The following is a 25,181-nucleotide window of genomic DNA, read 5'->3' as shown; positions in this document are numbered from 1 at the left end:
AGTAAGAGCTGGATTGCTTCGTCGCTTACGCTCCTCGCAATGACGCCGACAAAACACCTACTCCCGCAAGGGGAGAAGGACGGCGAACGCACCCAAACAAAACGGCCGGCGCTGAGCCGGCCGTTTGCGGGATTCGGTGCGAAAAGATCAGACTGTGGCAGTGATCCACTGCTCAAGTTTTTGCTTCGGTGCGGCGCCGACCTGACGCGAGGCCAGCTCGCCGTCCTTGAAAATCATCAAGGTGGGAATCGACATCACGCCGTATTTCGAGGCCGTCCTCGGGCTCTCGTCGACGTTCAGCTTCACGATCTTGACCTTGCTGCCCATCGCGCTGGAGATTTCGTCCAGAACCGGGCCGATCATGCGGCAAGGGCCGCACCACTCCGCCCAGAAATCCACCACGACCGGGCCAGTCGCCTTGAGCACTTCCGCTTCGAAATTGGCGTCCGAAACCTTGCCAACAGCCATGGAATACCTCGTTGTGTCGATGAGATCGTGCGCTACGAACGAATGCACGTGAAACTGCGATCAAGGTAAGAAGGCGATCTTCCCGGGTCAAGGTTTCTCACACCGAGATGATCGCTTCCAGGCCAGCATCCAGCGCCGCGGCTGAAATCTCCATCATTTCAAGCGCCTCGGTCCAGAGCAGCGCCGCCTTGACAGGCAGTTCCGGGTACAGGCTTGCAAGCACCGCGCGATAGAGCGCGAGCTGGCGGATATAGGCCGGCGGTACGCCGGCAACGTTCGGGGGTGGTGCGTGGCCGGTCTTGTAGTCGACGACCAAAATTCCGTCGGGAGTTACCACGAGACGATCGATCTGACCGGATACCAGCACGGGATCGCCCCGCCGAGTGGTCAGCCGCCCGGCAATCGCGACCTCAGCCCGGCTGCCCGCGGCGAACACGGGCGCAAACCTCGCATCATCGAGCACCGCCATGACCTGCGCCGCCAGCGCATCGCGTTCGGCGGCGCTCCAGTCGTTCGCGTTGCGCGCGAGATAGGAAAGTGCCGTGTCTCGACGGCGATCTGGCGGCAAGTCCGGCAGGGATTGCAGGAGGCGATGCACCAGCGTGCCCCGCAGTCGCGCGCGGTGGCGCTGATCCGGGAAGGCGCTGGCCGGCAAGCGAAGATGTATGGCCTCGTCAGTATCCGAGGGCTGTAGCGGTCGGCTCGCTGGCGGTTCCGGCGTGGCCATGCGGTGCAGCCAGGGCGGCGGCAACCTGATCTCGGCGACGGTGGCGGCCGGCAGCGCCGGACGTGTGTCATCCGATGTTTCCCCCGGCCGGGCGAAACGCTTAACCTTGCCGGCGGCGGTTTCGAACTCGTGCATCGCAAGGCCGGAATTGCCCAGACCTGTCTCGATCAGGTCGTACCAGGAGAACTTTCGGACATCTTTGCGGTTTCCCGGTTTGCAGCCGCCGACGATCAGGCGGTCGGCCGCGCGCGTCATCGCGACGTAAAGCAGACGGCGATATTCGTGCTCGGTTTCCGTGGTCATGGCCGCGCGAGCTTGCGCCACGCAAGGCGGATCCTCTGCCTTCTTGCCGGCCCAGATCGTCACGCCGGCAACGCCGGCGGGAGCATTGCCGCGCGCCATACGAATCAAGCTGAGACGCTCGGTGTCGGCTGGCGATGTCGAAGTGTCGGCGAGAAACACCACCGAGGCTTCGAGTCCTTTCGCGCCATGCACGGTCATCACGCGCACTTCGTCGCGCGAAATTTCCATGTCGCGCTTCACCTCGGTATCCGCAGCGCGCAACCACGCCATGAAGCCTTGCAGCGACGCGGGGGCCTTGCGCTCATAGGTCAGCGCCAGTTCAAGAAACTCATCGAGCGCATCATTGGCTTCATGGCCAAGCCGGCGCAGGATGCGCCGTCGTCCGCCATCGATCTCTCCCTGGCCGCCCAGGAGCCACGCGAAAAACGCGAACGGCGTCTCGCGTGTGGCGCGACTTTCGCACCGCTTGAGGCGCTCGAGTGCGTCACGGAGTTTATCGTTCGTTGGCGCATGCTCGGCGAGTGCGTCGCGCAGCGAGCCTTTGCGCTGCCATGCCAGCGTGAACAGGTCGTCGTCGTCGAGGCCGAACAGCGGGCTTTTCAGCGCCACTGCAAGCGCCAGATCGTCCCGCGGCAGCAGCAGCGCATCCGCAAGATTCATCAGGTCGATGATCGCGATGTGCTCGGTCAGCTTGAGGCGGTCGGCGCCGGCCACGGGAATGCCGGACTGCTTCAGCGCCTGGATGACGGCGTCAAAGGTGTTACCGCGTCGCCGCACCAGCACCAGGATATCGCCATAGCCGAGCGGACGACGATTGCCCAGATGCCCGGTCATGGTGCCTTGCGTGATCAGCGTCTTGATCTCGGCCCGGATGCGCCGTGCAAGTTTGACCTCGGGGCTGGTTGAGGTGACCTGATCGAACGGCGCGCGCCAGCCCTCGATCTCCTCGCGCTGGTCGCGCTCCTCCAGATTCCAGAGATCGACGATGCCGGGTGCGGCGTCCGCCAGCGATTCATGCACGGGATGTGCGCCGACCGCATGGATGCTGGAATAGATATTCGGATCGCGGAACACATGGTCGACCGACTCGAGGATCGTTTTTCCGGATCGGAATGAGTAGATGAAATCCTCCTTGCGAAACGGGAGCTCGGCATCGCGGAATTTCTGCTCCAGCTTGCGCCGCCGCTCGTCGAATTCGCGCGGGGCCGCGCCCTGGAACGAGAAAATCGACTGTTTCTCGTCGCCGACCGCGAACACGGTTCGCTTGACGCCTTCGCGCGCGCCTTCACCGGTGGTGAACTCCGCGATGATGCGCTCGACAATGTCCCATTGCTTTGGACTCGTATCTTGCGCCTCGTCGATCAGCACGTGATCCACGCCGCGATCGAGCTTGTAGTGGACCCATCCCGGCGATGTCTGCTCCAGCATCCGAAGCGTCTTGTCGATCAGGTCGTCGTAATCAAGAAGGCCGCGCTCGTGCTTCTCGCGCTGGTAGTTGGAGGCGACTGCGGTCGCGATGATCAGCAGGGATTGCGTGCGGTCGCGGATGTTGATGGCGCGTCGGCGTTCGAGCAGCGCGATCACACGGGTGCACTCGCGATCGAGCATTTCAGCGATGTCGGGCCGGACATCGCTGATCTTCTTTGTAACGAAGGATTTGCGCCGGCCGCCATCACCGGTCAGGAAGACGTCGAGATAGCGATCGGCTTGCGCGGCATCTCCCACCATGACGTGCGCCTCGCAAAGGCGGTTCGCCTGGTCGATGTCGGATTTATTGCCTGTCTTCAGAATCGCGGCGAGCGATTTCCATTCCGACCTCGGCAGGTTCGGCCCGTCGACGATCTCGCGCTCGATATCCTCGACGCGCTCGGCTGGATCGACACCGAGCGCATCGGCAACATCCCGGATCGTCTGCTCGATGCCACGGTCTTCGGTCCGGACCATGACGTGATCGCGGCTGAGACAGGCCTGGTTGACGACGTCCCGCAGTGTCGAGTCAGCGGCCGCCCCCATGGCGTATCGCAGCGCTCGCCCGGCCGGACTGTCAGGATTTTGCGAAGCGTCAAGCATGATACGGATGCTCGCGCGCTCCATGATCTCGGTCTGGTCGCGCTCGTCGAGCACGGTGAAGCGCGCCGGCACCTGCGCCTCGAACGGAAACTGCTGCAACAGCCGCGTGCACAGCGCGTGAATGGTCTGCACCTTCAGGCCGCCCGGCGTTTCCAGCGCGGATGCAAACAGTTTGCGCGCCCGTTCTCGCCATTTCACGTCAGGCTGCGCGATACCGACGCCGCGCAGCGCTGCGTCCAGCGCCTCATCGTCGAGCGTGACCCAGTGACCCAGCGTTGAAAACACCCGCTCCGCCATGTTCGCGGCGGCGGCCTTGGTGAAGGTGATGCAGAGGATGCGCGCCGGGGGAACGTCGTTGAGCAACAGGCGGATCACGCGCTGCACCAGCACGTGAGTCTTGCCCGATCCGGCATTGGCGGACACGAACACCGAGGTTGCCGGATCGGACGCACGCTGCTGGCGCGCGCTGGCGTCGGGATGAACGGAGCGGGATGCCTTCACCATTCCTCTAACCCCAGCCCGCCCGCAGCCGACCATTCCTTGACCCGTGCGAGATCGTCATAGGCACCGTAGCGTGTTTTCCACATCGGCAGGTCGAGCGATACATAGCCCTGTTGCTCGTCGTCGAAAGCGCGGATCAGCGCCGTGAGTTCTTGAAGAGCGCGATCGGCTGCCTCATCCGGCGATTGTTTGTCGGTCTTGCTGTTGTTGAGATCGACCTGACGTGGCTCGCCGGGTGGGTTGTTGCCGCTAAGCCGGACATACATCAGCTCGCTGACCGGTGCGCCGGGGGGAATGCCCGCGAAACCGCCCTTGCGCAGGATCGCGGATTCCAGCGTGAGCTGTGGCGACAAGCCGAGCCGCACCTGCTTATTGCTCGGCGGGCTGCCGGTCTTGTAGTCGAGAACGGCAAAGCGGCCGTCGATGAGATGCTCGATGCGGTCGGCGCGCGCCGACAGAATAAAGTTGCGATCACCGTCGATCGGGATCTCGATCTTGCCGCTAACCTCGGCGTCGATCTTCACGAGTTGCGTTCGTCGCGACGCTTCCCATTCCGCGAACCACGCCGCGATGCGCTGGAAGCGTGGCCACCACAGCGCGCGCGCCTCTGGCCGCTGCATGAGCGGCGCGAAACGGCTTTCTCCGATGGCGCGCAACACGTCCTGCGCATCGTCGGGCAGGTTTGCCGGATGCAGCTTTGTGAAATCGCCGAGCGCGTCATGAATCGCCGAGCCGCGGTCCGCCGCCGACAGTGGCATGTCAACGGCATCGAGCGGCAAGAGCTTCAGAATGTATTTGGCATAGATGGTGTAGGGATCGCGCAGCCAGTCCTCGATCGCAGTCACGGACAAGTGCGTCGGCCGCGCCACACGCGGCGGCTTTGGTTCGGGTTTCGCGACCGGCGTAACCTCGTCGGGCCGATCGAGCACTTCCGCATATTGAATGTATCGCGCTCCCGCCTGTTTCGCAGCCGTCCAGCGTGCCGTGCCGGCGACGGCTTCGAGCCGATGCAGGAAACGGGATGCAACCGCCGGCGCGCCGCCGGCTTTGGCGGCGTGGCTGAGGATGACATCCTCGGCACCGAGAAGCTGAGTGAAATCGTGCGCGGAAAGTCCGATGCGCCGTTCCGGAAGATCGAGCCCGAGTTCGTGTCGCATCGGCCGGCTGAGCCAGGGATCGGTCGGCGGCGCGGGCGGCCATACGCCCTCATTGAGTCCGCCGAGAATGATGCGGTCGCATTGAGTGAGACGCGCCTCCAGCGGCCCATAGATGCGCAGGCTCGCCGTGGTCGTCTGCGGCCGGCGCACGACGCGGTCGCCGAACGCGGCCTCGAACGTTTCCGGATAATCCGCGATCTTGACCGTCAAACCGCTGCGGTCACCCGCCTCGCGCAAATCGTCGAACGCCTCGGCGAGCGCACGGCCATGCTGGCCGTCGAATGCGACGGCAACGCCTTGATCGTCATGCGACATTGCTTCGACTACCTGGCGATGCTGCGAGGCGAGAATGGTGAAGTCCGCCGACCTTGATGCGCCATCGCTTTCGAGCGGCGTAAGTGCCTTCTGCAAGGCCGTGATCAGGGCGCGGGCTTCGTCAAGATGATGTGGCTTCAGCGCGGCGCGGGGCTCGCTGCGATGCAGAGAAGAATTCTCGCCGCGATCGAGCTTGTCGCGTTCGCCGCAGAATTGCGCAAACTCATCCGCGAGTCCCTTGCTGCCCGGCGGCGGCCGGGTGCCGCGCAGGATCGCAAGCTCCAGTGTTGTGATTGCGCGCGCCCATCCTCCAGTGGAGCGACCGAGCCGGCACAGCGGATGCTTCAGCAGGGCCAGCAGGGTCGGCGGCTCCAGGCCGTTGCACGCCGTCTCGGCGACCAACCGTGCGAATATTCCCGCAGATGTGTCCATCAGCGGGTCACCGCCCGAATCGTCAAAGGCGAGATTCCAGCGGCCGAGCGCCGCCATCACCCGGCGCGCCAACGCTCGGTCGAACGTCACAAGCGCCGCGGTCCTGTTCAGGTCGCGAGCCTCGCGCATGGCAACAGCGATGCTGAGCGCTTCCATTTCCGGATTGGCGGCGGTGATTACTGCGAGGCTTTGCAGTCCGGCCGCGATCTTCTCGGCGACCTCGGGCTCGGCAAGCCGGGTGTGCCATTGCGCGGTCGCCTCCGCCGGCCGCATTGCCTCGGACGCCAGCATCTCGCGCCCGTATGGCGCAGGGGAGCCAAGCGCTCTCACGTCGCGTCGCGCGATGCCGAACCGCGTGAGCAGGCCGTGCAGCGCGAACTGTGGATGACCGGCGGCGGGCGGCGTGATGAATGCGCCGCTTTTATCCTTGCGGCCGCCAATCAGTTGCCATGCGTCTTCGTCGAGGTCGGTATCCAGTCCCGGCAGCACCACCGCGCCTTGCGGCAGAGTTGCAATGATATGCAGCAGTTTTGCAGTCGATGGCATCGAACCGGTGGAGCCGGCCGCGATCACGGGTCCCGCATGATGGGTGAGGAGACGCGCGGCCTCGGCTTCGATCAGGCGATCGCGCCGCGCCACCGGTTCGATCCGCTCCTTTTCCTGAAGATGATCCGGCCAATAGTTTCGCGCGATCTTCAGGAAATCGAGCGTGAGCTGCCAATAGCGGTCGAGCGCCTCGGGCACGAGCCCGTCAAGCGCGCGCCAGTCCACGCCGCGCGTCGCCATGTCATCCATCAGTCGCGCGAGATCCTCGGCAAGCGTCAGCGTCGAGGCCGGGCCGCCGAGAACCAGCGGCGCTTGCGCCGGCTCACCCGGTTTCAGCCGATCCGCCCATGCATTGATAAGCTGCGCGAGCGCGAGGCGGCGCGCGAGCCCGTCGAGCGCCGGCGGCAATTCGAGCGACTCCGGCGACAGCGAGACTGCCTGCGCGAAAGCCAGTTCGTCCTCGTCGATGCCGCCGAGCGCGACGATGCGCGGCAGGATCACGGCGTCGAGATCCAGGACGTCGAGGAAGATATCGCGCGCCATGCGGCCGGCGCGGCGGGTCGGCAGGTAGAGCGTGGCCTCGGCAAGTCGTTCGGGCTGCGCGCGCGGACGGAATCCCTCGATCAGTTCGCCGTCGATCAGTGCGGTGATGACGGTACGTAGAAACGGTACTGACGAGGGGACGTTGTGGACGCGCATGAGGAATCCTGATTCGAGATCAGGCATATCATGACATGAGCGGGAGAGGAGCGGCGGCCGGTTGAAAGGCAGGCGTCAGATGACGCCCGCGAGGACCGCTTTCTCGGCCTCCTGAACGGCATCGGGTGTTCCGACATGCATCCAGAGGCCGTCGAGCCGCAGCCCGAACAGCCGGTCCCGCTTGCCGGCCTGGTCGAATATCGTCGTCAGCGAAAACTCTCCTGTCGGCGCGCCGGCGAACAGCGTGGGCGACATGATGGCGGCGCCGGCATAAACGAACGGCACGACCTGGTTCTCTTTCCGTCTGCGAAGCGCGCCGTTGGGCAGCATGGCGTAATCGCCGCTGCCACTGTAGCCGATGCTGCTCACGGTCGGCGCCATTAGCAGCAGAATGTCCATGCGCGCGGGATCGAAGGCCTCGGTCAACCGCATCAGATTGGAACGCGCGCCGTCGATCCACATCGTATCGGCGTTGAGATGGAAGAACGGCGCCTCGCCGAGCAGCGGCAGGGCCTTGACCACGGCGCCGCCGGTGCCCAGCACCTCATTGCGCTCATCGGAGATAATGATCCGCGGCCTGATGCGGTGCGCGACATGATCGATGATCTGATCGGGAAGATAACGCACGTTAACGACCGCTTCTTCGACGCTGGCCTCCGCCAACTTGTCCAGTACGTGATCGAGCAGCGGCTTGCCGGCCACCGGCACCATGGGTTTTGGCATCCGCTCGGTCAGCGGTCGCATGCGCAGGCCGAGGCCCGCGGCGAGTACCATGGCTTTGGTAGGAGTAACTGGCATGTCTTAGCTCACGCACATCGTCGATTCAGCGAACTATAGCGGTTTCGAGCGAAGTGGATACCCCGGTTCGCGTGAAGAAAACGCGTCAGACCAGAATCATAAAACCACGCTTCTGATTCCATCAGAAGCGTAAAGGCCCTGTATCACGCCGCGTTACGAATCGCACTGATAACCCCGGCGATACACGCCCGAGATGATGACGCGCCCATGATAGCGGAGGGGGCTGCCGGATTGAATGACGGGATCCGGGCGGAAACCGCACCGCGCTTGTTCTTCATTCGCTCCAGGATCAGGTGTCCGCCGTGGCGCTGTTTTGCCGGCTTGTCTTTTTCTTTTTGTCGCTCTGCTTCAGGAAATTGACGCCAACCTGGTCGCCATTGACCCAGGCCAGTTCGCAGCGGCGATAGGCGAGGCCCGTGGATGACAGCAGCAGAAAAAACTCCTTGAGATGCAGGCCTTCGATGGAGCCTTCGATAGTCAGCTTGGCGCCGATTTCCGATACGTCCTCGATGGTGCAGTCGCGGCGCCAGGTGCCGTCGATGCCCATCATGCGCGCGCTGTAACCGCGCTCGAAGGTGACGCGCTCGCCCTTGCGCCGTTCTACACCCATGATGTGCTCCCTCTTGGAAGGACGACTGTGCCGCGATCCGCAGGATAGATCCCGGGCTCCGAAGCTACGGCGCTACTTCTAAAAAAAGGCGTAAAATAAAACGGTTCAACCCGCCGGAGGCGGAACGTGATTCTGATACCACTCTTGGGCCGCTGATAACGCCGGGTGAGCCAGCGAGCGCGTGAGATAGGTCCAGATCCGGGGTTGATGTCGCAGATAGTGCGGTTTGCCATCGCGCCGATTGAGTCGCGCGAACGTGCCGAGCAGCCGGGTGTTGCGTTGTGCCGACATGATGGCATACAGCTCGGCGAAACCGGCGGGATCGAACCGCGCGTCCGATTCCAGCCGCGCCTTCACGTAGCGGGTAAGCAACGCGAGTTCGATCGATTCGGGAACATCCACCCGTGCATCCTGCAAAAGCGAGACCAGATCGTAGGCGGCGGGACCGAGCACGGTGTCCTGAAAGTCGATGATGCCGACCTTTCGGATATCTCGCTGTTGCTCCAACCAGATTAAATTGGGCGAGTGGAAATCACGCAACACCCAGGTTCTGGACGCAGCACTCGGTTTCGCCAGCAATGCGCGCCAGATTGTCATGAACTCCGCGCGCAGGTCTTCGCTCGGTTCAATGCCGCGGTCGATCAGATACCAGTCCAGCATCAGGCCGACCTCGACCAGCATCGCTTCGGTATCGAACACCGGAATGGTGTAGGCGATGTCCGCCGCCACCGGAAGCGTGTCGGGCAGTGTCTGACAATGCAGCGCGGCCAGCAGATCGGTAGCCGTTTGATAACGCTCGACGATCGGCGTCGGCGGCGTGCCTTCGACGAAGCTGGCGCTGCCGAAATCTTCGGTAATCAGGAATCCCGACTCCAGATCGGCATGATGGATCACCGGCGCGGAGAAGCCGTGGTCGCGCAGGCCGCGGGCGATCGCGACGAAGGGCTTGATGTCTTCGGCAAGATGCACCGCCGCACTGTAGGATTTGCCGTCGTGGATCGCCGGTCCATCGGGTCGCCGTGGCGCGTTCATCAGGATGAAACTGCCGTCGCTGCAGATTATCCGGGCGTATGAGCGCGTCGAAGCGTCTCCGGGCATGCGGCGCCGTTCCGCGTCCAAGCACCCGGCATCGTCGAGGAATCGGCGCAGCGCGGCAAGCCGCGAAACCTGAGAGGCGGCCTTGCCATACCCGGTGATTTCGGCGGCGCGCGCGGCTGATCCGAGTGCCGGACTGTGGCTGATGGCGATGTCGATCCGATCAGCAGGCAGGCCGCCGGCTGCGCGGTCCGGCCATTCGATCAGGACCAGCGTGTCTTCGGGCAGCGGCGCGAGGCCAATCTCCTCAAGTTCATCGGGGCCACTGATGCGATAGAGGTCGGCGTGGAGCAGCGGACAGGGCGGCAGATCATAATGTTGCGCCAGGGTGAAGGTCGGGCTCGGTACCTCGATCGTGTCGTCGCTCGCGAGATACCGGATCATGGCGCGCGCGGCGGAGGTCTTGCCTGCGCCGAGATCGCCGGACAGGGTGATGACGTCCCCGGGACCGATCAGGAGCGCCAGGTCGGCCATGAGATGCGCGGTCGCAGTCTCGTTGAGGAGCGCGGTCGCGAATCTCGACGGTCCACTCATTCGGCGGCGTTTCGGTGGGCGGTTTGGTCAAGTGGAAAATCACACACGACCCGGGTGCCGCTCTTGGTGGTGGAATCGAAATGCACGCGCCCGCCATGGAGTTCCACGAAGGAACGCACCAGCGAAAGGCCCAGACCGGGGCCGCGATGGCGCGATCCGTTCGCGTGGCTTTCGAACCAGTCGAACACCTTGTCCTTGACGTCGGGCGAAATGCCGGGACCTTCGTCCATCACGGCAAATCTCACGTTGTGCTCGGCGCGCCGGGCGCTCACCGTGATCACGGCGTCCGGCGGCGAGAAATTGGCGGCATTGGCAAGCAGGTTATAGAGAACCTGAACGATGCGGCGCTCGTCGCCGATGAAGTTGCCGATGTCCGGATCGACATCGACATTCAGCACGATTCGATCGCGGGTCAGGCGGTCCTGAATGCCTTCCGCGGCCGCCGCGATGGTCTTACGGACATCGACCGGCCCGAGTTCAAGCGTCATGGCGCCGGCGTCGATAGTGGCGAGGTCGAGGATGTTGTTGGTCAGCGCCAGCAGCGCGTCTGTCGACGAGGTGATGTAGTTGACATACTCGGCCTGCTTCTCGGTGAGCGGCCCCGTGCCGGGATCGTTCATCAGATGCGCGAAGCCGATGATGGTCGTCAGGGGCGAGCGAAGTTCGTACGAGACGTGATGGACGAAATCGATTTTCATCTGATCGGCGGTCTCGAGCGCATCGTTGCGCTCGCGCAACGCGCGTTCCACGTTCTCGCTATCTGTGATGTCATGGAAGGTCAGCATGGTGGCGCCGTCGGGAAGCGGCATGGTCATGCAGTCCAGGATGCTACCGTCCTTGCGCTCGAGCTTGAGCGGCACTGAGGTGCGATTGTCGATGCCGGTGACCGCCCTGCGGATCGTCTGCCAGGCGTCATTGTCGTCGAACAACGGTTTGCACCACGCCTCGACCGTATCGATATGCGGCTGCTGCGAAAGCGCCTCGGGCGAAAGCTTCCACATCCGCGCAAAAGCCGGATTGAAAAGTTGCGCGCGTCCGTTACTGCCGAAAACCGCGACTGCTTCGGTCAGGCTGTCGAGGGTCTCGCGCTGCACGGTGATGAGCCGGTCATATCGCCGAGCCAGATTCAGGCTTTCCGTGACATCGTCAAACAGGTAGGTGACACCGCCTTCCGGATTCGGCGTGGTGACGATGCTGAGTGCGCGCCCGTCCGGCAGATACCATACGTCCTTGACGGCCTCGTTGGCGCGATAGGCTTCATGCAGGCGTGCTTTCCATGCGCGGAAGTCCGGCTGTTCCGGCAATCGGCGCGCCGCGCGCAGGCGATCGAGCACGCTGGAGTCGTCGGGATGCCCATCGAGAAAGGGACGGTCGAGATCCCACAGCCGGCGGTAGGAGTCGTTGTAGAAAGCGAGCCGCCGCTGCCCGTCGAACACGGCGACGCCCGATGACAATTGGTCGAGGGTTCGGCGATGTGCGTCCGCCATCCGCGTCAGCGCCTGCCTTAGCTCCGTAGCCTCGCTGACGTCGAGCGCGATGCTGGCGCTCCCGCCGGTGGTCCGCAGTGCGTGGATGTCGTGCATCCGCCGCTCGCCGCCGATAACGATCGGCAGCCGCGCGGTAAAAGTGGCATGATCGTTCAGCGCCCGCGCCATCGCGATACGGTCCTCGCTGTCGAGCAGTTCGAGATTGCGCTGGATTGCGTCGGTTGCGTGGGCGGCTTCGGTGGCGCGCGCATAGGCCGCGTTGGCGAAGGAGATATTGCCGTCTTCGCCTCTCGCCCAGAGAGGCCATGGCGCTGCGGCTGCGAAGGCCCGCAGCATCTCTGTTTCTGCCAGGAGACTGTTATGACGCAGCGTCATCTCGGCGAGGTCGCGCCGCAAACCGCCGAGATCGCGGATACGCACGATGGCCTGGCCGCCGATGGCGCGGCCCATCGCTTCTACGGTGCGTCCGGCCGACGTGACCAGATTGAGCAGAAAGCCTTCTCCGGCATTGCGCAGCGCATCGACCGCGTGATCCATCTGCAACGCCGGCTCAGGCAGCAGCCAGGTTCCGAACGCCAAAACCCGCAAGGGCTGTTTTGGCTCCTGCGGTAACAGCAGCGCGGTATCGCCGCTGACCTGGGGACGGTCCTCGCCCGCGCCCCACGAAATCAAAATCTGCGGTTCCACGAATAGAAGGGCGCGAAAGCGGTCGGCCTCCGATTGAAGGTCGCGGATTTCGGCACGCAGCCGCTGTTCGTTCGCGGCGGCGCGGATGCGCGTGCGCATCAGCAGGATAGCGGCGACCACCGAGAAACTCAGCACGCCGAGCGCCATTGCCAGCGCAGTCAAATCCTGCCGACTGAGATTCATGAAAGTCTGGAGCAGCCGTTCGGCCAGCGCTGGTTCGGCTGCCCAAGCGGGCGATATGTCAATGAGGCTGACCGCGCCGGCACCGGCGATGCCGCCCGGCACCAGCGAGGTGCACGACAGTAAGGTCCGACGCATCACGCCGATTACGCCTGACATCTTTGCCCCAAAACCGCACGACGATGTTCGACCGGCAAACCGTTCGCCGTTCACGAATCGACCACCATTATGCTTAAGCGGACTCGGGGGGTAAGAGTCCAGACCGTGAACGGGAATCCGGCAATGGAAAAATGCGCGGCCGCGACATTTTCGAAACGATTTTCTTAAAGACGCGCGGCAGGGGCTAAAGCGGGATGAGGTTTGATTGAATCGTCATGCCCGGTTTTATGCCGGGTATGACGTCGCGAAGTATGAATCCCACCAAAGACATGGATGGCCGTCATCCTGGCGCCCGGTTCCTCCCCGACAGTGGCCGAAACTGAGTCGCGTCGCCGCGCGCTTGTCCCGCGCGCAAGAGGAAGAGCCGTCATGTTGCGATTAGCAATCGCGTTTGTGTTGGCACTGGTCGTGACCGCGGCCAACGCGCAAGATACCAAGTCTGGACAATCGCACACGCCGACCGTTGGCAGCGCGGATGGGACACGGCCGTTCCTATTTGATGGACGAATGCCGGGTGATGGCGTCCGGCGGGGAACGCTCGCCGAAGATCATCACCCCAACGCCGGCGCCATTGTGGTGCCGCCAAAAGCAAACGAGCCCGCGCCCGAACGATGAGTCCGCGCATCCGTGAAGCTAGCGTCCGGTCGAACCAAATCCACCGCTGCCGCGGGTCGTTACCGACAACGACACTGCGCGCGCGAGTTCAATCCGCGTCACCGGCGCCACGACCATCTGCGCGATGCGCTCGCCGCGGCGGATGGTGAATGATGCCGTTCCGAGGTTAACGAGGAGAACGTTGATCTCGCCCCGATAATCGGCGTCCACGGTGCCGGGCGAATTCAGCACGGTAACGCCGTGCTTGACAGCGAGGCCGGAGCGCGGCCGCACCTGCGCCTCGAATCCGTCGGGCAATGCGATGATCAGCCCGGTCGGAACCATCGCATGCTGTCCGGCGACGAGAACCAGCGGCGCCTGTTCGGGAATTGCGGCGACGAGATCAAGGCCGGCCGCCTGGCTGCTTTGGTAGCAAGGCAGCGGAAGACCCTCGGCATGAGGCAGTTGCACGACGTCAACCTTGATCGGGCCGCTCACTTCGACGAATCCGTCATGGTTGAGACAATGCGTTCGATCAGCATTGCGGCCACCTCTTCCTTGGTCATGACGGCGAAGGACTCGGTCTTGATCTCGCCGCCTTCGCCGCGCGTCAACAGATGCACGGTGTTTCGGTCGCCGCCCATCACGCCGGTTCCGGGGGAGACATCGTTGGCGACGATCCAGTCGCAGCCTTTGCGTGCGAATTTTGCCTTGGCATTCTCGATGAGATGTTCGGTTTCGGCGGCGAAGCCGATCACGAGGGGCGGGCGTTTGTCGCGCAGGTTTGAGATGGTTGCGAGGATGTCCGGGTTCTCTGTCAGTTGCAGCGGCGGAATCCCGGCCGCGGTCTTCTTCAATTTCTGCGCGCCTTCGTGCGCGACGCGCCAGTCGGCAACCGCAGCCGAGAAAATCGCGATGTCGGTGGGCAGCGCGGCTTCCACAGCCGCCAGCATCTCCCGCGCGGATTCGACATGCTCCACGGTGACGCCGGCGGGGTCATCGAGGTCGACCGGACCGGAAATCAGCGCCACCTCGGCTCCGGCTGCCTGCGCCGCCGCTGCAATGGCAAAGCCTTGCTTGCCCGAGGAGCGGTTGGCGATATAGCGCACGGGATCGATCGGCTCGAGGGTCGGTCCGGCGGTGATCAGGACTCGGCGGCCCTTCAATGGTTGCGCCTGCGGAGGCCTGAGAATCCGCTCGGCGGCGGTCGCGATCGTCACAGGCTCGGCCATGCGGCCGACGCCGGCCTCACCCGCTTCCGCCATCTCGCCGGCCTCGGGGCCGACCATGGCGACGCTATCGCGCGCGAGCTGCGCCACGTTGCGACGTGTCGCCGGGTTGTTCCACATCAGCGGGTTCATCGCCGGTGCCAGCAAAATCGGCTTGTCCGCGGCGAGTAAAATGGCGCTCGCGAGATCGTCAGCGTGGCCGTGTGCCATCTTTGCCATCAGGTCGGCTGTTGCAGGCGCTACGACGATGAGGTCACAGTCCCGCGCGAGCCGGATATGGCCCGCGTCGAATTCGCTGCCTTGATCGAATAAGTCGGTATAGCAACGCTCATCTGAAAGCGCCCCGGCGCTCAGGGGCGTGACGAATTGCTGCGCAGCATTTGTCATGACGCACCGCACAATAAAACCGCGCTCCTTCAATCGTCGGATCAGATCGAGCGCCTTATAAGCGGCGATCCCGCCGCCAATGATCAGTGTTATTCTAAGTAAACCATTGCTATTGTGTCGTAAATTATGCCAGCGTGGGATTGCTGCGTTGCGGGATGCGTTGCTGGCGGTGGTGACCGTCGGCGCAGCGGGAGTTGCAGCCTCGCGCAGGATAACGCGGACCTCGTCCTCGACCGAACGGCCGTTGCGGGCGGCCCGCATCCGCAGCTCGGCCTTGATGGCGTCGTCGAGCTTGCGGATGGTCAGGCTGGCCATAATAGTCCCGCGATACGTATGATAGCATTGATATCAGTCGATTGGTGTCACTGCAATCAACTCAATCAATGTGCGGTCCAGAGCAGACCCATAAGCGCCGCGGCGATGACCCAGAGCGCCAGAATATTCCAGCGCTGACTGCGTTCTTCAGCCCGCTTGATCTCCGCAATGGTGTCAGGCCCCAATGTCAGCCCTTCGCGCGCCATCGCCTCGAACTGCTCGATGAGAGAGACCGTTCGCGAGGCGATCGCCGGCAACCCACCGAGCAGGCGGCCAAGCTCGCCGGCGCCGGCAATCGCGCCCTGCATCCGTCCGATCGGGCCGAGATTCTCCGTAATCCATTCGCGGACGACCGGATCGGCCACCGTCCAGATATCCAATTTAGGGTCGAAGCTGCGCGCCACTCCTTCGACCACCACCATGGTCTTCTGCAACAGGATCAGTTCGGGGCGCGTCTGCATGTCGAACAGGCCGGTGACCTCAAGCAGCAGCGTCAGCAGCTTGGCCATCGAGATTTCCTCGGCGGTGCGATTGTGGATCGGCTCGCCGATGGCGCGGATCGCTTGCGCGAAATTCTCCACCGAGTGATGGCCCGGCACGTATCCGGCCTCGAAGTGCACCTCGGCGACGCGGCGGTAGTCACGCGTGATAAAGCCGAGCAGAATTTCGGCAAGGAAACGCCGCTCTTTCAATCCCAGCCGTCCCATGATGCCGAAGTCGACCGCGACCAGCCGGCCCGAATCGTCGAGAAACAGGTTGCCCGGATGCATGTCGGCGTGAAAGAAGCCGTCGCGCAGCGCATGGCGCAGAAAACTCTGGATCACCTTGCGGCCGAGTTCGGGCAGATCGGCTTTCGCTTGCGCAAGACGCGCATGATCGTTCAGCGCGATGCCGTCGATCCACTCCATCGTCAGCACGTTGTGAGTGGTGCGATCCCAGTCCACAGTAGGAACGCGAAAGTCCCGATCGTCGCGGGTATTCTCCGCCATCTCCGACAGTGCGGCCGCCTCCAGCCGCAGGTCCATTTCCATCGCTACCGATCGCGACATGGTGTTGATGATTTCGATGAGGCGCAGCCGCCGCGCTTCGGCCGAATGCGCTTCGGCCTTGTTGGCGACGAAAAAAAAGTCCGAGAGGTCGCGTCGAAAGCGTGCGCCGACGTTGGGCCTTAACACCTTGACCGCAACCTGCTTTCGGACGCCGTTCTTCTCGACCTCGCCGCGATGGACCTGTGCGATCGAGGCTGCCGCCACCGGCGGTCCGAAACTTGCGAAAACCTGTGTCACGGGTCTTTCCAAAGACGCCGCGACCACCGCTTCAGCTTCCGCTTGTGAAAACGGCGGCAAGCGGTCCTGCAGGCTTTCCAGATCGCGAGCCATGGCGATGCCGATGACATCGGGGCGCGTGGCCAGGAATTGTCCAAGCTTGAGATAGGCCGGCCCGAGCCGCGTCAGCGCGCGCGTCAGCCGCGAGCCGGATTTCGCGCCGCGGCGCTCGACGAGGCGGGCCATGCGCAGCGCGAGCTGTCCGGGCGGCGGCACCAGCGAGGGATCGACGACGCCGAACACGCCTTCGCGCGCGAACACGAACGCGGCGCGTGCCAGCCGCGCGACGTGGGATAATGCGGAGATCACAAACGCCAGCCCGAGTGTAGTGCGACGATGCCGCCGGAGAGCGCCTGCCAGGTCACGCGGGCGAAGCCGGCGTCACGGATCATGTCGGCAAAGGCATTCGGCTTCGGAAAATTGCGGATTGATTCGACCAGATACTGATAGGAGTCGGCGTCGCCTGTGACGGTGCGGCCGAGCGGCGGGATCACCTTGAAAGAGAACAGATCGTAGATTTTGTCGAGTCCCGGCACATCGACCGTCGAGAATTCGAGACAGAGAAGCCGGCCGCCTGGCTTTAGCACCCGAAACGCTTCGCGCAGCGCGGCGTCGATGCGCGGCACGTTGCGGATGCCGAAAGCGATGGTATAGGCGTCAAAACTGCGATCCGCGAACGCCAATGCCTCGGCGTTACCTTCGACGAACGACACCTGATGATCGAGATGTGTCTTGATGGCGCGCTCGCGGCCGACCGCGAGCATATCCGGATTGATGTCGCAGACGGTGGTCTGAAATCCGTGGCCCGCGGCTTTCGCGGCCCGAAAGGCAATGTCCCCGGTGCCGCCTGCGACATCGAGCAGCGAAAATGGCGCATCGCTGCGCGGCGGGTTCAGCGCCGTGATCAACACATCCTTCCAGACGCGGTGCAGTCCGCCGGACATCAGATCGTTCATCAGGTCGTAACGCTGCGCCACGCTGTGGAAGACGTCGTTCACCAGCGTTTGCTTGTCCACCAGGGGGACGTCCCTGAAGCCGAAATGCGTTTGGTCCTCTCGATCCATGCCCATTTTCTCCATGACCGAACCATAGCCTGCCATGCTGCGCTGCGCTACAAGCCAGGTCGATCTGAGGATGGATCGCCATCGGAGAGTGGTTAACCGGCGACATCAAGAGGGAAGCGTCCATGTCTCCAAAGTTTGCCAGCGTGACCCCCACCCTCCGGATGTTCGATGTCCGCAAGGCGCGGGAGTTCTACCTCGATTTTCTCGGCTTCAAGGTCGATTTCGAACATCGGTTCGAGCCGGATCTGCCGCTCTACATGGGGATATCGCTGGGCTCGGCGGTGCTGCATCTCAGCGAACACCATGGAGGCTGCTCGCCCGGCGCACGGATCATCATCGAGACGACGGGGCTTGCGGATTATCAGGCTGGGCTGCTTGCCAAGCGTTACGGCTATGCCCGGCCGGGATTGGAGCGCCAGCCCTGGGGCGCTACCACCATGACGGTGACTGATCCGTTCTATAACTGCCTGGTCTTCAGCGAAGAAAACGAGACCCCGGCTTAGAACGCCGGAGAATCCCACGAAACGAGCGCAGCGGTGCCTGAACTTCCCGAGGTCGAAACCGTACGCCGCGGCTTGCAGCCAGCGATGGAGGGAGTGACCATCGTCCGCGCCGAGACCCGGCGCAAGGACTTGCGGTTTCCGTTCCAGACCGATTTCGTCGCCCGTCTGGAGGGCCAGGTCGTGACCGGGCTCGGGCGGCGGGCAAAGTACCTGCTGGCGGACCTCGCATCCGGCGACGTGCTGCTGATGCATCTCGGCATGTCCGGATCCTTTCGCGTGATCGATGCGGCCGGAGCCGCGGCTCCGGGCGATTTTCACCATCGGCGTAACGAGGGCCGCGCCCACGATCATGTGTGTTTTACGATGTCCTCCGGCGTCGAGATCGTGTTCAACGATCCGCGCCGTTTCGGGTACATGAAGGTTGTCGCGCGCGAAGCGCTCGACGACGAGCCGCTACTGAGAGGACTCGGCCCGGAGCCGCTTGGGAATGAATTTGACGCGGCGATGCTGGCGCGTTCGTGCCGCGACAAGAAGACCAGCCTGAAGGCCGCGCTGCTCGATCAGCGCGTGGTCGCGGGGCTCGGCAACATCTATGTGTGCGAGGCGCTGTTTCGCGCGCGGCTTTCGCCGCGCCGTCTCGCCGCAACGCTTGCCCTGAAAACGGGTGCGCCGTCTGAGCGCGCCGAACGACTGGTCGCTGCCATTCACGACGTGCTCAATCAGGCGATCAAGGCGGGAGGTTCTTCGCTTCGCGATCATCGTCAGACCACAGGAGAACTCGGTTACTTCCAGCATTCGTTTCGGGTCTACGATCGCGAGGGCGACAAGTGCCGGACGCCGACATGCAAGGGCACGGTGAGGCGCTTCACCCAGAACGGACGCTCGACGTTCTGGTGTCCGGGTTGCCAGACGTAACCCGGTTCAGCCAGCCGAGTGGATGTGTCGACCTATCTCCGCACGCAGATGACGCGAACCACGGCGGCTTCTGCATCAAGCGTTCCGTCGGACGTCACATCGTTCGCTTTCAGAAAATCGCGGACGGCTTCCACTGGAGCGAGCACGGCCTGTGCGGCCGTCGCCGCATCCGAAAGTCCGGCGATGTCCGCCGGCTTCAGGAGTGCAAGCCCTGCGAGCTTTCCGTTTGCATCGAGCGCCGCCGCGCCGGAAAAACCCAAGGCCGGTGCCGGCGTCAGCATCAATTCATCGCCGCCCTGCGTCACCGAGGCCTTGATGCGACTGACGGCGGAGCCGCCGCCCTGGCTTTGGGGATCGGTGATGCCGACCAGATCGACTCCACCTTTTGCCGCATCGCGACCGAGCGCGATCGGATGCAATCCATGTGCGCCGTAGATGCGCAGCAGCGCGAGGCCGTGATCCTTGTCGTCGGCGATCCGGTCGGCATTGCCATGGCCCGCGACGACAATCGACCGGCATCCGTCGGTGGCGTCGCGTCCGGTGATGATCGCGCCGTCGCTGCTGACAGTCACGCCGCTTGCATATTCCACCATCTTGCGAAGCGCCGGACCGTTCGCCGGAAACGGGTCGAATGCGCTCGACATGGCGATCACTACCGGCTCCATGACGCCTTCGGTGGCCTGATCGTAGAGAATGGTCAGGATGCGCGCCTCGCTATCACGGAGTTGGCCGCGCATGTAGAACTTCTTCAGACCCTGTGTGCCTGACAGCACGAAGACATCCGGTTTGACGGCGCTGTAGTCGATCTTGCGACCGGCGGGCTGCTTGCGTTCGTGGTCGACCAGCCTTGCGGTTGTGAGGCCGGCTTCCTTGCGGCGCATGACGAAGATCTGGATCGTGCCGGTTGAAGAACTCCATTTCGTGCTTTCGCCCTCTCTCGATTGCTGCGGCACCAGCCTCGCCGGCAGGCCCAGCCGAACGCCGATAGCGGCATCGGCGACGATCTTCCAGCCGACATTCGCGCGCGCTTTCCGCGCCGCCGCGGCGAGAACGCCGCGTTCCTGCGGGTTAAGCACACCGGTCTGCTTGCCGCCCTGATCGTTCTGGAATGCCTTGATCGCAGCGATGAGCCTGTCGCTGACCTCGCCATTGATGAGGCCGTTATAGTGGCTGGTCCATGCCAGGTCGGATTGAAGTGCCTGAAGCGCCGCGGGTGCCATCGCGCTCACGGTATCGGCCGGGGTTTGCGCCGGCGGGCGGGCGGCTGCCGGTTTGTTTTTCGCGCTTCCGGCAGTGCCGCCGGTTTGCGCCTGGGCATACATCGTGGTGGCCACGATCATCAATGCCGCGGCCATCGTCGTTCGCATGGCAGCTTTCGCCTCCGTTGAAACGGCGTTAGAGTCTTGGTTTGACGCGTTTTCGTCACGCGAACCGGATTCCACTTCTCTCGAAAACGCTATATTGAAACACATCTGCGTGGCCGGCAACAGCAGCCACTGAGGTTCTGGCCCGCGTGCGGCGCTGGATCGAGACGAGAACGGCAGGACGATGCTGAGCGCCGACGAACTTGAACGCTATGCCCGCCACATCGTGATGCGCGAAGTCGGCGGCCCTGGCCAGAACGCGCTGCGCAATGCGCGCGTGCTGATGATTGGAGCCGGGGGTCTCGGTGCGCCGGCGCTGATGTATCTGGCGGCCGCGGGCGTGGGTACGCTCGGCGTCATCGATGACGACGTGGTGACGCTGTCGAATTTGCAGCGCCAGATCATTCACGCGACGCCGGATATCGGCAGTCCCAAGGTTGAGAGCGCCGCTGACAAAATCCGCGCGCTCAACCCGCACGTCGCATTCCACGCCCATCATATGCGGCTGGATGCGGCGAATGCGTTGTCACTGTTTGCAGACTACGACGTCGTCGCCGACGGCTCGGATAATTTCACCACACGCTATCTGGTGGCGGATGCCTGTTATCTGGCGAAAAAGCCGCTGGTGACCGCCGCGCTCGGGGTGTTCGACGGATCGCTGACGACGATCCGCGCGCACGAGACGAATGCCGATGGCGAGTTCAATCCGACGTACCGTTGCCTGTTCCCCGAACCGCCACCGGAGGGCACGGTGCCGAGCTGCCAGCAAGCGGGCATTCTCGGCGCGCTGGCCGGCGTGCTCGGCTCGATGACGGCGTTGGAAGTGATCCGTGAGATCGTCGGATTCGGCGAGGGGCTGGTCGGGCGTTTATTGATGGTGGATGCGCGCGCGATGCGGTTCGAGACGCTGAATTATAGGCGCGATCCGTCGAATCCGCTCAACGGCGATCATCCGACCATCAGGGATTTAAGCGCGTATCGCTGACGGATGATAGTGCAGGTTCGCTTGCCGTCATTGCGAGGAGGCGAAGCGGACGAAGCAATCCAGTTTTTTTATGCGGTCCTGGATTGCTTCGCTTGACGCAAACCCGGCGCAGCCGGTCTTGCGCCGCTCGCAATGACGGGGTTTGCGGAGCGCTTCCTCACAACATGCTCGGCAGCACGCGGTCCGGCGGCTTGTGCGCATCGAGGAAGGTGCGAATGTTGATGATAACCTTCTCGCCCATTTCGACGCGGCCCTCGATGGTGGCGGACCCCATATGCGGCAGCAGCACGACCTTGCCGGCCTTGGCAAGGCGGACCAGCCTGGGGTTGACTGCAGGTTCATGTTCGAACACGTCGAGCGCCGCGCCGGCGATTTCGCCGGCCTCGATCAGTTTCGTCAGTGTGTCCTCGTCGATCACAGTGCCGCGCGCAGTGTTGACGATATAGGCGTCCTTGCGGATCAGCTTGAGGCGGCGCGCCGACAAGAGGTGGAAGGTGGCCGGGGTATGCGGACAATTCACCGAGATGATGTCCATCCGTGCCAGCATCTGGTCGAGCGAATCCCAATAGGTCGCGCCGAGTTCGTCGGCGATCTTCGGCGCCACGGGCTTGCGGTTATGGTAGTGGATTTGCAGGCCGAAGGCGTGGGCCCGGCGCGCCACGGCCTGACCGATGCGGCCCATGCCGATAATGCCGAGCCGCTTGCCGCCGAGCCGCCGGCCGAGCATCCATGTCGGCGACCAGCCCGGCCAGTCACCGCCCGCGGTCAGCAGCGCGGCGCCCTCAATGAAACGGCGCGGGACTGCGAGAATCAGCGCCATGGTCATGTCGGCGGTGTCTTCGGTAAGAACGTTCGGCGTGTTGGTGACGGTGATGCCGAGCTCGTGCGCGGCGACAACATCGATATTATCGACGCCGTTGCCGAACTGCGCGATCAGCTTCAGCTTGCAATCCGGCTGTTTCAGCACGGTCCCGTTAATATCGTCGGTCACCGTCGTGACCAGGATGTCGACGGTGCGGACGGCGTCCATGAGCTGTTCGGTCGTCATCGGCCGGTCGTCAAGATTGAGCCGCGCGTCAAAGAGTTCGCGCATTCGAGTCTCGACCGAGTCCGGCAGCTTGCGCGTGACGACAACCAGAGGCTTTTTCTTGATCGACATTTGATGCTCTCTAGTTTCCGATTTTCGAAATTCGTAGACCCCTGCGGCAACCTTTGATGAAACATTGGAGTCACGCGGTGACGCCACGCGTTCGAGTTCGGAAACTGCCTGTGGCAACCCACAATCCAAGCGAATCAGGTTCTGCGGACATACCGTTCAGTCCCTGTTAACCCACACGTTCGAAACTGCAGTCGCTGGCTGATATCGGCTGTCTCCCTGGTATCCCGGGTCCCTCGCATCTTCCGTGCACTTTCCCGGGCTTCTCCCCGGTCATCCTGGGTTTGATCCTCTCTAGCAGAAGGTCGTGCCAAGGCAAGACGGGTCCGGAAGACGGGGCGGCCGGTTCGGGTGGTATGGTGGACGTCTCGGGGGCAGGTGATGATGGTGAAATGGCGCACTATTTCCATGGTGTTCGCAGCGGCGATGCTGAGTGCGGCTGGGCTCGAAACCACCGCCGCCGCCAAGGACTCCGCGCTATCCACCAGCGGACTGCCGGTTCCGCGTTATGTGAGCCTGAAGTCCGACCACGTGAACGTCCGCGCCGGTCCGACCAAGGATAACGACGTCGCCTGGGTCTATACCAAGGCCGGCCTCCCCGTCGAAATCACTGCGGAATTCGAGAATTGGCGCCGCATCCGGGACTCCGAGGGAGCCGAGGGGTGGGTCTATCACTCGCTGCTGTCAGGCCGTCGCACCGCAGTCGTCACGATGAAGACGAAGAACGACTTCGCGCTGCTGTATGATCGCGCGGATGTTCAAGGCAATGTGGCTGCCCGCTTGCAGGCTGGCGTCGTGGCGCAGGTCAAACATTGCGCGTCGGGATGGTGCCATGTTGCGGGTGACGGCTTCGACGGCTGGATCGAGCAGCAGCGACTCTGGGGCGTCTATGCCGATGAGAAAATCAACTGATCGTCGTCCGGCCACGTTCGCCGGAACGTTGGACTAAACACCTCTCACAAAACCAAATGCCCGGCGCAGGGCCGGGCAGCGGGAACATCGTTCGAAACTGCGAGTCGGATTACCGCTTCTTGCGCAGCCGTACAACCATATCGATACGGCTGATCTCGTAGCCTTCCGGCACGTTCGGCATCTTCGGCATCACCAGATGCGGATCGGGGATGTCGACCAGTTCGTGATTGTTCTCAAGATAGAAGTGGTGATGGGCGGTGACGTTGGTATCGAAATACGTCTTGGTGCCGTCGACGCTGACCTGGCGCAGCAGTCCGGCGTCGGTCAATTGATTGAGCGTGTTGTAAACGGTGGCGAGCGAAACAGGAACCTTGGCGAGAGTCGCTTCTTCGTAAAGCATTTCCGCCGTGAGATGGCGTGCGCCCTTGCCGAACAACAGCCAGCCAAGCGCCATACGCTGCCGGGTCGGCCGCAGCCCGACCGATTGCAGCATTTCGTTGACGTCGTGCCAAGGGCAGCCTGTCAGAGTCGGCTGCCGCCCATGACCGACCGCTGATACATCATGGTCGTCCTCGGTCACAACTACGATGTTCTCGCTTGTACTCACGCCATGCATCCGAAAAACTCTTAATCCAACCGTCAACCGTTCCCCAAGGGAGCTTGCTGTCTCCTACTATAGGAAAGAAGGTCCTTAGATGCAAGTTTTTCGCAACTAGAACGGCTCAAAACTCGTATCCGAGTTCCGCGCTTTTCAGCGGGCCTGACGCGTGCGGAGTACAAAATATATATACTTATCAATAATTTCCGTTTTCTGGCCCGGATCGCAAGTGGGGACGAAGGGTAGCTGTCCCCGTAACCGTCACCTTACGATCGGCTTGGCAGGTCAGGCGAATCGCACGGTTGCCCGCCTCGCTCGAATCATCGCCTGCATCACATAGGATCGCCAGACGCTCACGCGAAACGGGTGCTCTTTGCCCCCTCCGGACCCTGTGTTAGAGAGCCACAATGCGCTGATCTTTAGGATCAGTGTCCGTCTCAGTTGAAAAAGCACACGTCTCGTGCGCCTTTCCAACCATCATTGCCCAACAGAGAGAAAGGCCACGCAGCATGCAGGACCGGCGCAGCAGCTATGATTACGAGGGTTTGCTGGCTTGCGGCCGGGGGGAGCTGTTCGGGCCGGGAAACGCCCAGTTGCCTTTGCCACCGATGCTGATGTTCGATCGCATCACCGACATCACTAAAGATGGCGGGGAGTTTGGAAAAGGATTGATCCGCGCCGAACTCGACGTCAAACCCGACCTCTGGTTCTTCGGCTGCCATTTCAAGGGCGATCCGGTGATGCCCGGCTGCCTTGGCCTCGATGCGCTATGGCAGATGGTTGGATTTTTTCTGGGCTGGACGGGCGGTGAAGGCCGTGGACGTGCGCTCGGTATCGGCGACCTGAAGTTCTCCGGTCAGGTGCTGCCGCACATTCGCAAGGTCGTCTACAATGTCGACGTCAAGCGGGTGATGCGCTCGAAGCTCGTGCTCGGAATCGCGGACGGGTGGCTTTCCGCCGACGATGATATTATCTACCGCGCGAAAGACCTGAAGGTCGGTCTGTTCAAGCAGGATGCAAAACCGGGGACGTGACGGCCGAGGTCGCCGGACGATGCAGGTTGGGT

At 62.9% G+C, this 25,181-nt stretch carries 20 protein-coding genes; 6 read left to right on the top strand and 14 right to left on the bottom strand.

Annotation, left to right across the window (positions count from 1 at the left end):
- Nucleotides 1-147: 147 nt before the first annotated feature.
- From trxA to B2M20_RS00240, 7 genes are all read right to left on the bottom strand, one after another.
- Nucleotides 148-468 (bottom strand): thioredoxin, encoded by a 321-nt coding sequence (trxA, locus tag B2M20_RS00270; RefSeq protein ID WP_011313390.1) that lies wholly within the window; start codon nt 466-468, stop codon nt 148-150.
- 97 nt (nt 469-565) lie between these two features.
- Entirely contained in the window at nt 566-4,072 is a 3,507-nt protein-coding gene (addA, locus tag B2M20_RS00265) for a double-strand break repair helicase AddA (RefSeq protein ID WP_244553362.1), read from the bottom strand.
- Nucleotides 4,066-7,218 (bottom strand): double-strand break repair protein AddB, encoded by a 3,153-nt coding sequence (gene addB, locus B2M20_RS00260; RefSeq protein WP_079445105.1) that lies wholly within the window; start codon nt 7,216-7,218, stop codon nt 4,066-4,068. Before addB ends, addA begins: the two co-directional genes overlap by 7 nt.
- A gap of 75 nt (nt 7,219-7,293) precedes the next feature.
- On the bottom strand, nt 7,294-8,016 hold the full coding sequence (locus B2M20_RS00255; protein WP_079445104.1) for a nucleotidyltransferase family protein: 723 nt from the start codon (nt 8,014-8,016) through the stop codon (nt 7,294-7,296).
- Between the two features lie 289 nt (nt 8,017-8,305).
- The gene (locus B2M20_RS00250) at nt 8,306-8,626 is read right to left on the bottom strand and encodes a PilZ domain-containing protein (RefSeq protein ID WP_079445103.1); all 321 of its coding nucleotides are present in this window, start codon (nt 8,624-8,626) and stop codon (nt 8,306-8,308) included.
- Between the two features lie 105 nt (nt 8,627-8,731).
- Nucleotides 8,732-10,255, bottom strand: a complete 1,524-nt coding sequence (gene tsaE, locus B2M20_RS00245; RefSeq protein WP_079445102.1) for a tRNA (adenosine(37)-N6)-threonylcarbamoyltransferase complex ATPase subunit type 1 TsaE — start codon at nt 10,253-10,255, stop codon at nt 8,732-8,734.
- The gene (locus B2M20_RS00240; protein ID WP_079445101.1) at nt 10,252-12,768 is read right to left on the bottom strand and encodes a PAS domain-containing sensor histidine kinase; all 2,517 of its coding nucleotides are present in this window, start codon (nt 12,766-12,768) and stop codon (nt 10,252-10,254) included. Before B2M20_RS00240 ends, tsaE begins: the two co-directional genes overlap by 4 nt.
- 369 nt (nt 12,769-13,137) lie before the next feature.
- Here B2M20_RS00240 and B2M20_RS00235 point away from each other — a divergent pair, with 369 nt between their 5' ends.
- Entirely contained in the window at nt 13,138-13,383 is a 246-nt protein-coding gene (locus B2M20_RS00235; RefSeq protein ID WP_079445143.1) for a hypothetical protein, read from the top strand.
- 18 nt (nt 13,384-13,401) lie between these two features.
- Here the strand turns inward: B2M20_RS00235 and dut are convergent, their stop codons facing one another.
- From dut to ubiE, 4 genes are all read right to left on the bottom strand, one after another.
- Complete coding sequence (gene dut, locus B2M20_RS00230) at nt 13,402-13,860, bottom strand: dUTP diphosphatase (RefSeq protein WP_079445100.1); 459 nt, start codon at nt 13,858-13,860, stop codon at nt 13,402-13,404.
- Entirely contained in the window at nt 13,857-15,293 is a 1,437-nt protein-coding gene (coaBC, locus tag B2M20_RS00225; RefSeq protein WP_079445099.1) for a bifunctional phosphopantothenoylcysteine decarboxylase/phosphopantothenate--cysteine ligase CoaBC, read from the bottom strand. Before coaBC ends, dut begins: the two co-directional genes overlap by 4 nt.
- Nucleotides 15,294-15,358: 65 nt before the next feature.
- A complete protein-coding gene (gene ubiB / locus B2M20_RS00220) occupies nt 15,359-16,927 on the bottom strand; it encodes a 2-polyprenylphenol 6-hydroxylase (RefSeq protein ID WP_079445098.1) in 1,569 nt (522 codons plus the stop codon).
- Nucleotides 16,924-17,682: a bifunctional demethylmenaquinone methyltransferase/2-methoxy-6-polyprenyl-1,4-benzoquinol methylase UbiE gene (gene ubiE, locus B2M20_RS00215; RefSeq protein WP_079445142.1), complete on the bottom strand. Its 759-nt coding sequence runs from the start codon at nt 17,680-17,682 to the stop codon at nt 16,924-16,926. The genes ubiB and ubiE overlap by 4 nt, the downstream gene beginning before the upstream one ends.
- Nucleotides 17,683-17,804: 122 nt before the next feature.
- Between ubiE and B2M20_RS00210 the strand changes: the two genes are divergently transcribed.
- Both B2M20_RS00210 and mutM read left to right on the top strand, forming a co-directional pair.
- The gene (locus tag B2M20_RS00210; protein WP_079445097.1) at nt 17,805-18,185 is read left to right on the top strand and encodes a glyoxalase superfamily protein; all 381 of its coding nucleotides are present in this window, start codon (nt 17,805-17,807) and stop codon (nt 18,183-18,185) included.
- 33 nt (nt 18,186-18,218) lie between these two features.
- On the top strand, nt 18,219-19,100 hold the full coding sequence (gene mutM / locus B2M20_RS00205; protein ID WP_079445096.1) for a bifunctional DNA-formamidopyrimidine glycosylase/DNA-(apurinic or apyrimidinic site) lyase: 882 nt from the start codon (nt 18,219-18,221) through the stop codon (nt 19,098-19,100).
- Nucleotides 19,101-19,132: 32 nt separating this feature from the next.
- Here the strand turns inward: mutM and B2M20_RS00200 are convergent, their stop codons facing one another.
- On the bottom strand, nt 19,133-20,467 hold the full coding sequence (locus B2M20_RS00200; RefSeq protein ID WP_079445141.1) for a serine protease: 1,335 nt from the start codon (nt 20,465-20,467) through the stop codon (nt 19,133-19,135).
- A 181-nt stretch (nt 20,468-20,648) separates the two neighbouring features.
- Here B2M20_RS00200 and B2M20_RS00195 point away from each other — a divergent pair, with 181 nt between their 5' ends.
- The gene (locus B2M20_RS00195) at nt 20,649-21,449 is read left to right on the top strand and encodes a HesA/MoeB/ThiF family protein (protein ID WP_079445095.1); all 801 of its coding nucleotides are present in this window, start codon (nt 20,649-20,651) and stop codon (nt 21,447-21,449) included.
- Between the two features lie 157 nt (nt 21,450-21,606).
- On the opposite strand, the gene B2M20_RS00190 is transcribed toward B2M20_RS00195, so the two are convergent.
- Nucleotides 21,607-22,608: a 2-hydroxyacid dehydrogenase gene (locus B2M20_RS00190; RefSeq protein WP_079445094.1), complete on the bottom strand. Its 1,002-nt coding sequence runs from the start codon at nt 22,606-22,608 to the stop codon at nt 21,607-21,609.
- Nucleotides 22,609-23,013: 405 nt separating this feature from the next.
- On the opposite strand from B2M20_RS00190, the gene B2M20_RS00185 reads away from it, so the two are divergent.
- The gene (locus B2M20_RS00185; protein ID WP_420799254.1) at nt 23,014-23,517 is read left to right on the top strand and encodes an SH3 domain-containing protein; all 504 of its coding nucleotides are present in this window, start codon (nt 23,014-23,016) and stop codon (nt 23,515-23,517) included.
- 109 nt (nt 23,518-23,626) lie between these two features.
- Here the strand turns inward: B2M20_RS00185 and irrA are convergent, their stop codons facing one another.
- Nucleotides 23,627-24,133, bottom strand: coding sequence for an iron response transcriptional regulator IrrA (gene irrA / locus B2M20_RS00180; protein ID WP_079445092.1), 507 nt, complete (start codon nt 24,131-24,133; stop codon nt 23,627-23,629).
- Between the two features lie 491 nt (nt 24,134-24,624).
- Here irrA and fabA point away from each other — a divergent pair, with 491 nt between their 5' ends.
- Nucleotides 24,625-25,149: a bifunctional 3-hydroxydecanoyl-ACP dehydratase/trans-2-decenoyl-ACP isomerase gene (gene fabA / locus B2M20_RS00175; protein ID WP_079445091.1), complete on the top strand. Its 525-nt coding sequence runs from the start codon at nt 24,625-24,627 to the stop codon at nt 25,147-25,149.
- Nucleotides 25,150-25,181 lie beyond the last annotated feature (32 nt).

The organism is Nitrobacter vulgaris (assembly GCF_002028545.1).
Lineage (GTDB): Bacteria > Pseudomonadota > Alphaproteobacteria > Rhizobiales > Xanthobacteraceae > Nitrobacter > Nitrobacter vulgaris.
Note: the sequence above shows the minus strand (reverse complement) of the source record. Positions and strands in the feature narration are given on the sequence as shown.

Coding starts and splice junctions, on each gene's coding strand:
- trxA (WP_011313390.1), bottom strand. CDS start 468: ATGGCTGTTGGCAAGGTTTCGGACGCCAATTTCGAAGCGGAAGTGCTC.
- addA (WP_244553362.1), bottom strand. CDS start 4,072: ATGGTGAAGGCATCCCGCTCCGTTCATCCCGACGCCAGCGCGCGCCAG.
- addB (WP_079445105.1), bottom strand. CDS start 7,218: ATGCGCGTCCACAACGTCCCCTCGTCAGTACCGTTTCTACGTACCGTC.
- B2M20_RS00255 (WP_079445104.1), bottom strand. CDS start 8,016: ATGCCAGTTACTCCTACCAAAGCCATGGTACTCGCCGCGGGCCTCGGC.
- B2M20_RS00250 (WP_079445103.1), bottom strand. CDS start 8,626: ATGGGTGTAGAACGGCGCAAGGGCGAGCGCGTCACCTTCGAGCGCGGT.
- tsaE (WP_079445102.1), bottom strand. CDS start 10,255: ATGAGTGGACCGTCGAGATTCGCGACCGCGCTCCTCAACGAGACTGCG.
- B2M20_RS00240 (WP_079445101.1), bottom strand. CDS start 12,768: ATGTCAGGCGTAATCGGCGTGATGCGTCGGACCTTACTGTCGTGCACC.
- B2M20_RS00235 (WP_079445143.1), top strand. CDS start 13,138: ATGTTGCGATTAGCAATCGCGTTTGTGTTGGCACTGGTCGTGACCGCG.
- coaBC (WP_079445099.1), bottom strand. CDS start 15,293: ATGGCCAGCCTGACCATCCGCAAGCTCGACGACGCCATCAAGGCCGAG.
- ubiE (WP_079445142.1), bottom strand. CDS start 17,682: ATGGATCGAGAGGACCAAACGCATTTCGGCTTCAGGGACGTCCCCCTG.
- B2M20_RS00210 (WP_079445097.1), top strand. CDS start 17,805: ATGTCTCCAAAGTTTGCCAGCGTGACCCCCACCCTCCGGATGTTCGAT.
- B2M20_RS00200 (WP_079445141.1), bottom strand. CDS start 20,467: ATGCGAACGACGATGGCCGCGGCATTGATGATCGTGGCCACCACGATG.
- B2M20_RS00195 (WP_079445095.1), top strand. CDS start 20,649: ATGCTGAGCGCCGACGAACTTGAACGCTATGCCCGCCACATCGTGATG.
- B2M20_RS00190 (WP_079445094.1), bottom strand. CDS start 22,608: ATGTCGATCAAGAAAAAGCCTCTGGTTGTCGTCACGCGCAAGCTGCCG.
- B2M20_RS00185 (WP_420799254.1), top strand. CDS start 23,014: ATGGTGTTCGCAGCGGCGATGCTGAGTGCGGCTGGGCTCGAAACCACC.
- irrA (WP_079445092.1), bottom strand. CDS start 24,133: ATGCATGGCGTGAGTACAAGCGAGAACATCGTAGTTGTGACCGAGGAC.
- fabA (WP_079445091.1), top strand. CDS start 24,625: ATGCAGGACCGGCGCAGCAGCTATGATTACGAGGGTTTGCTGGCTTGC.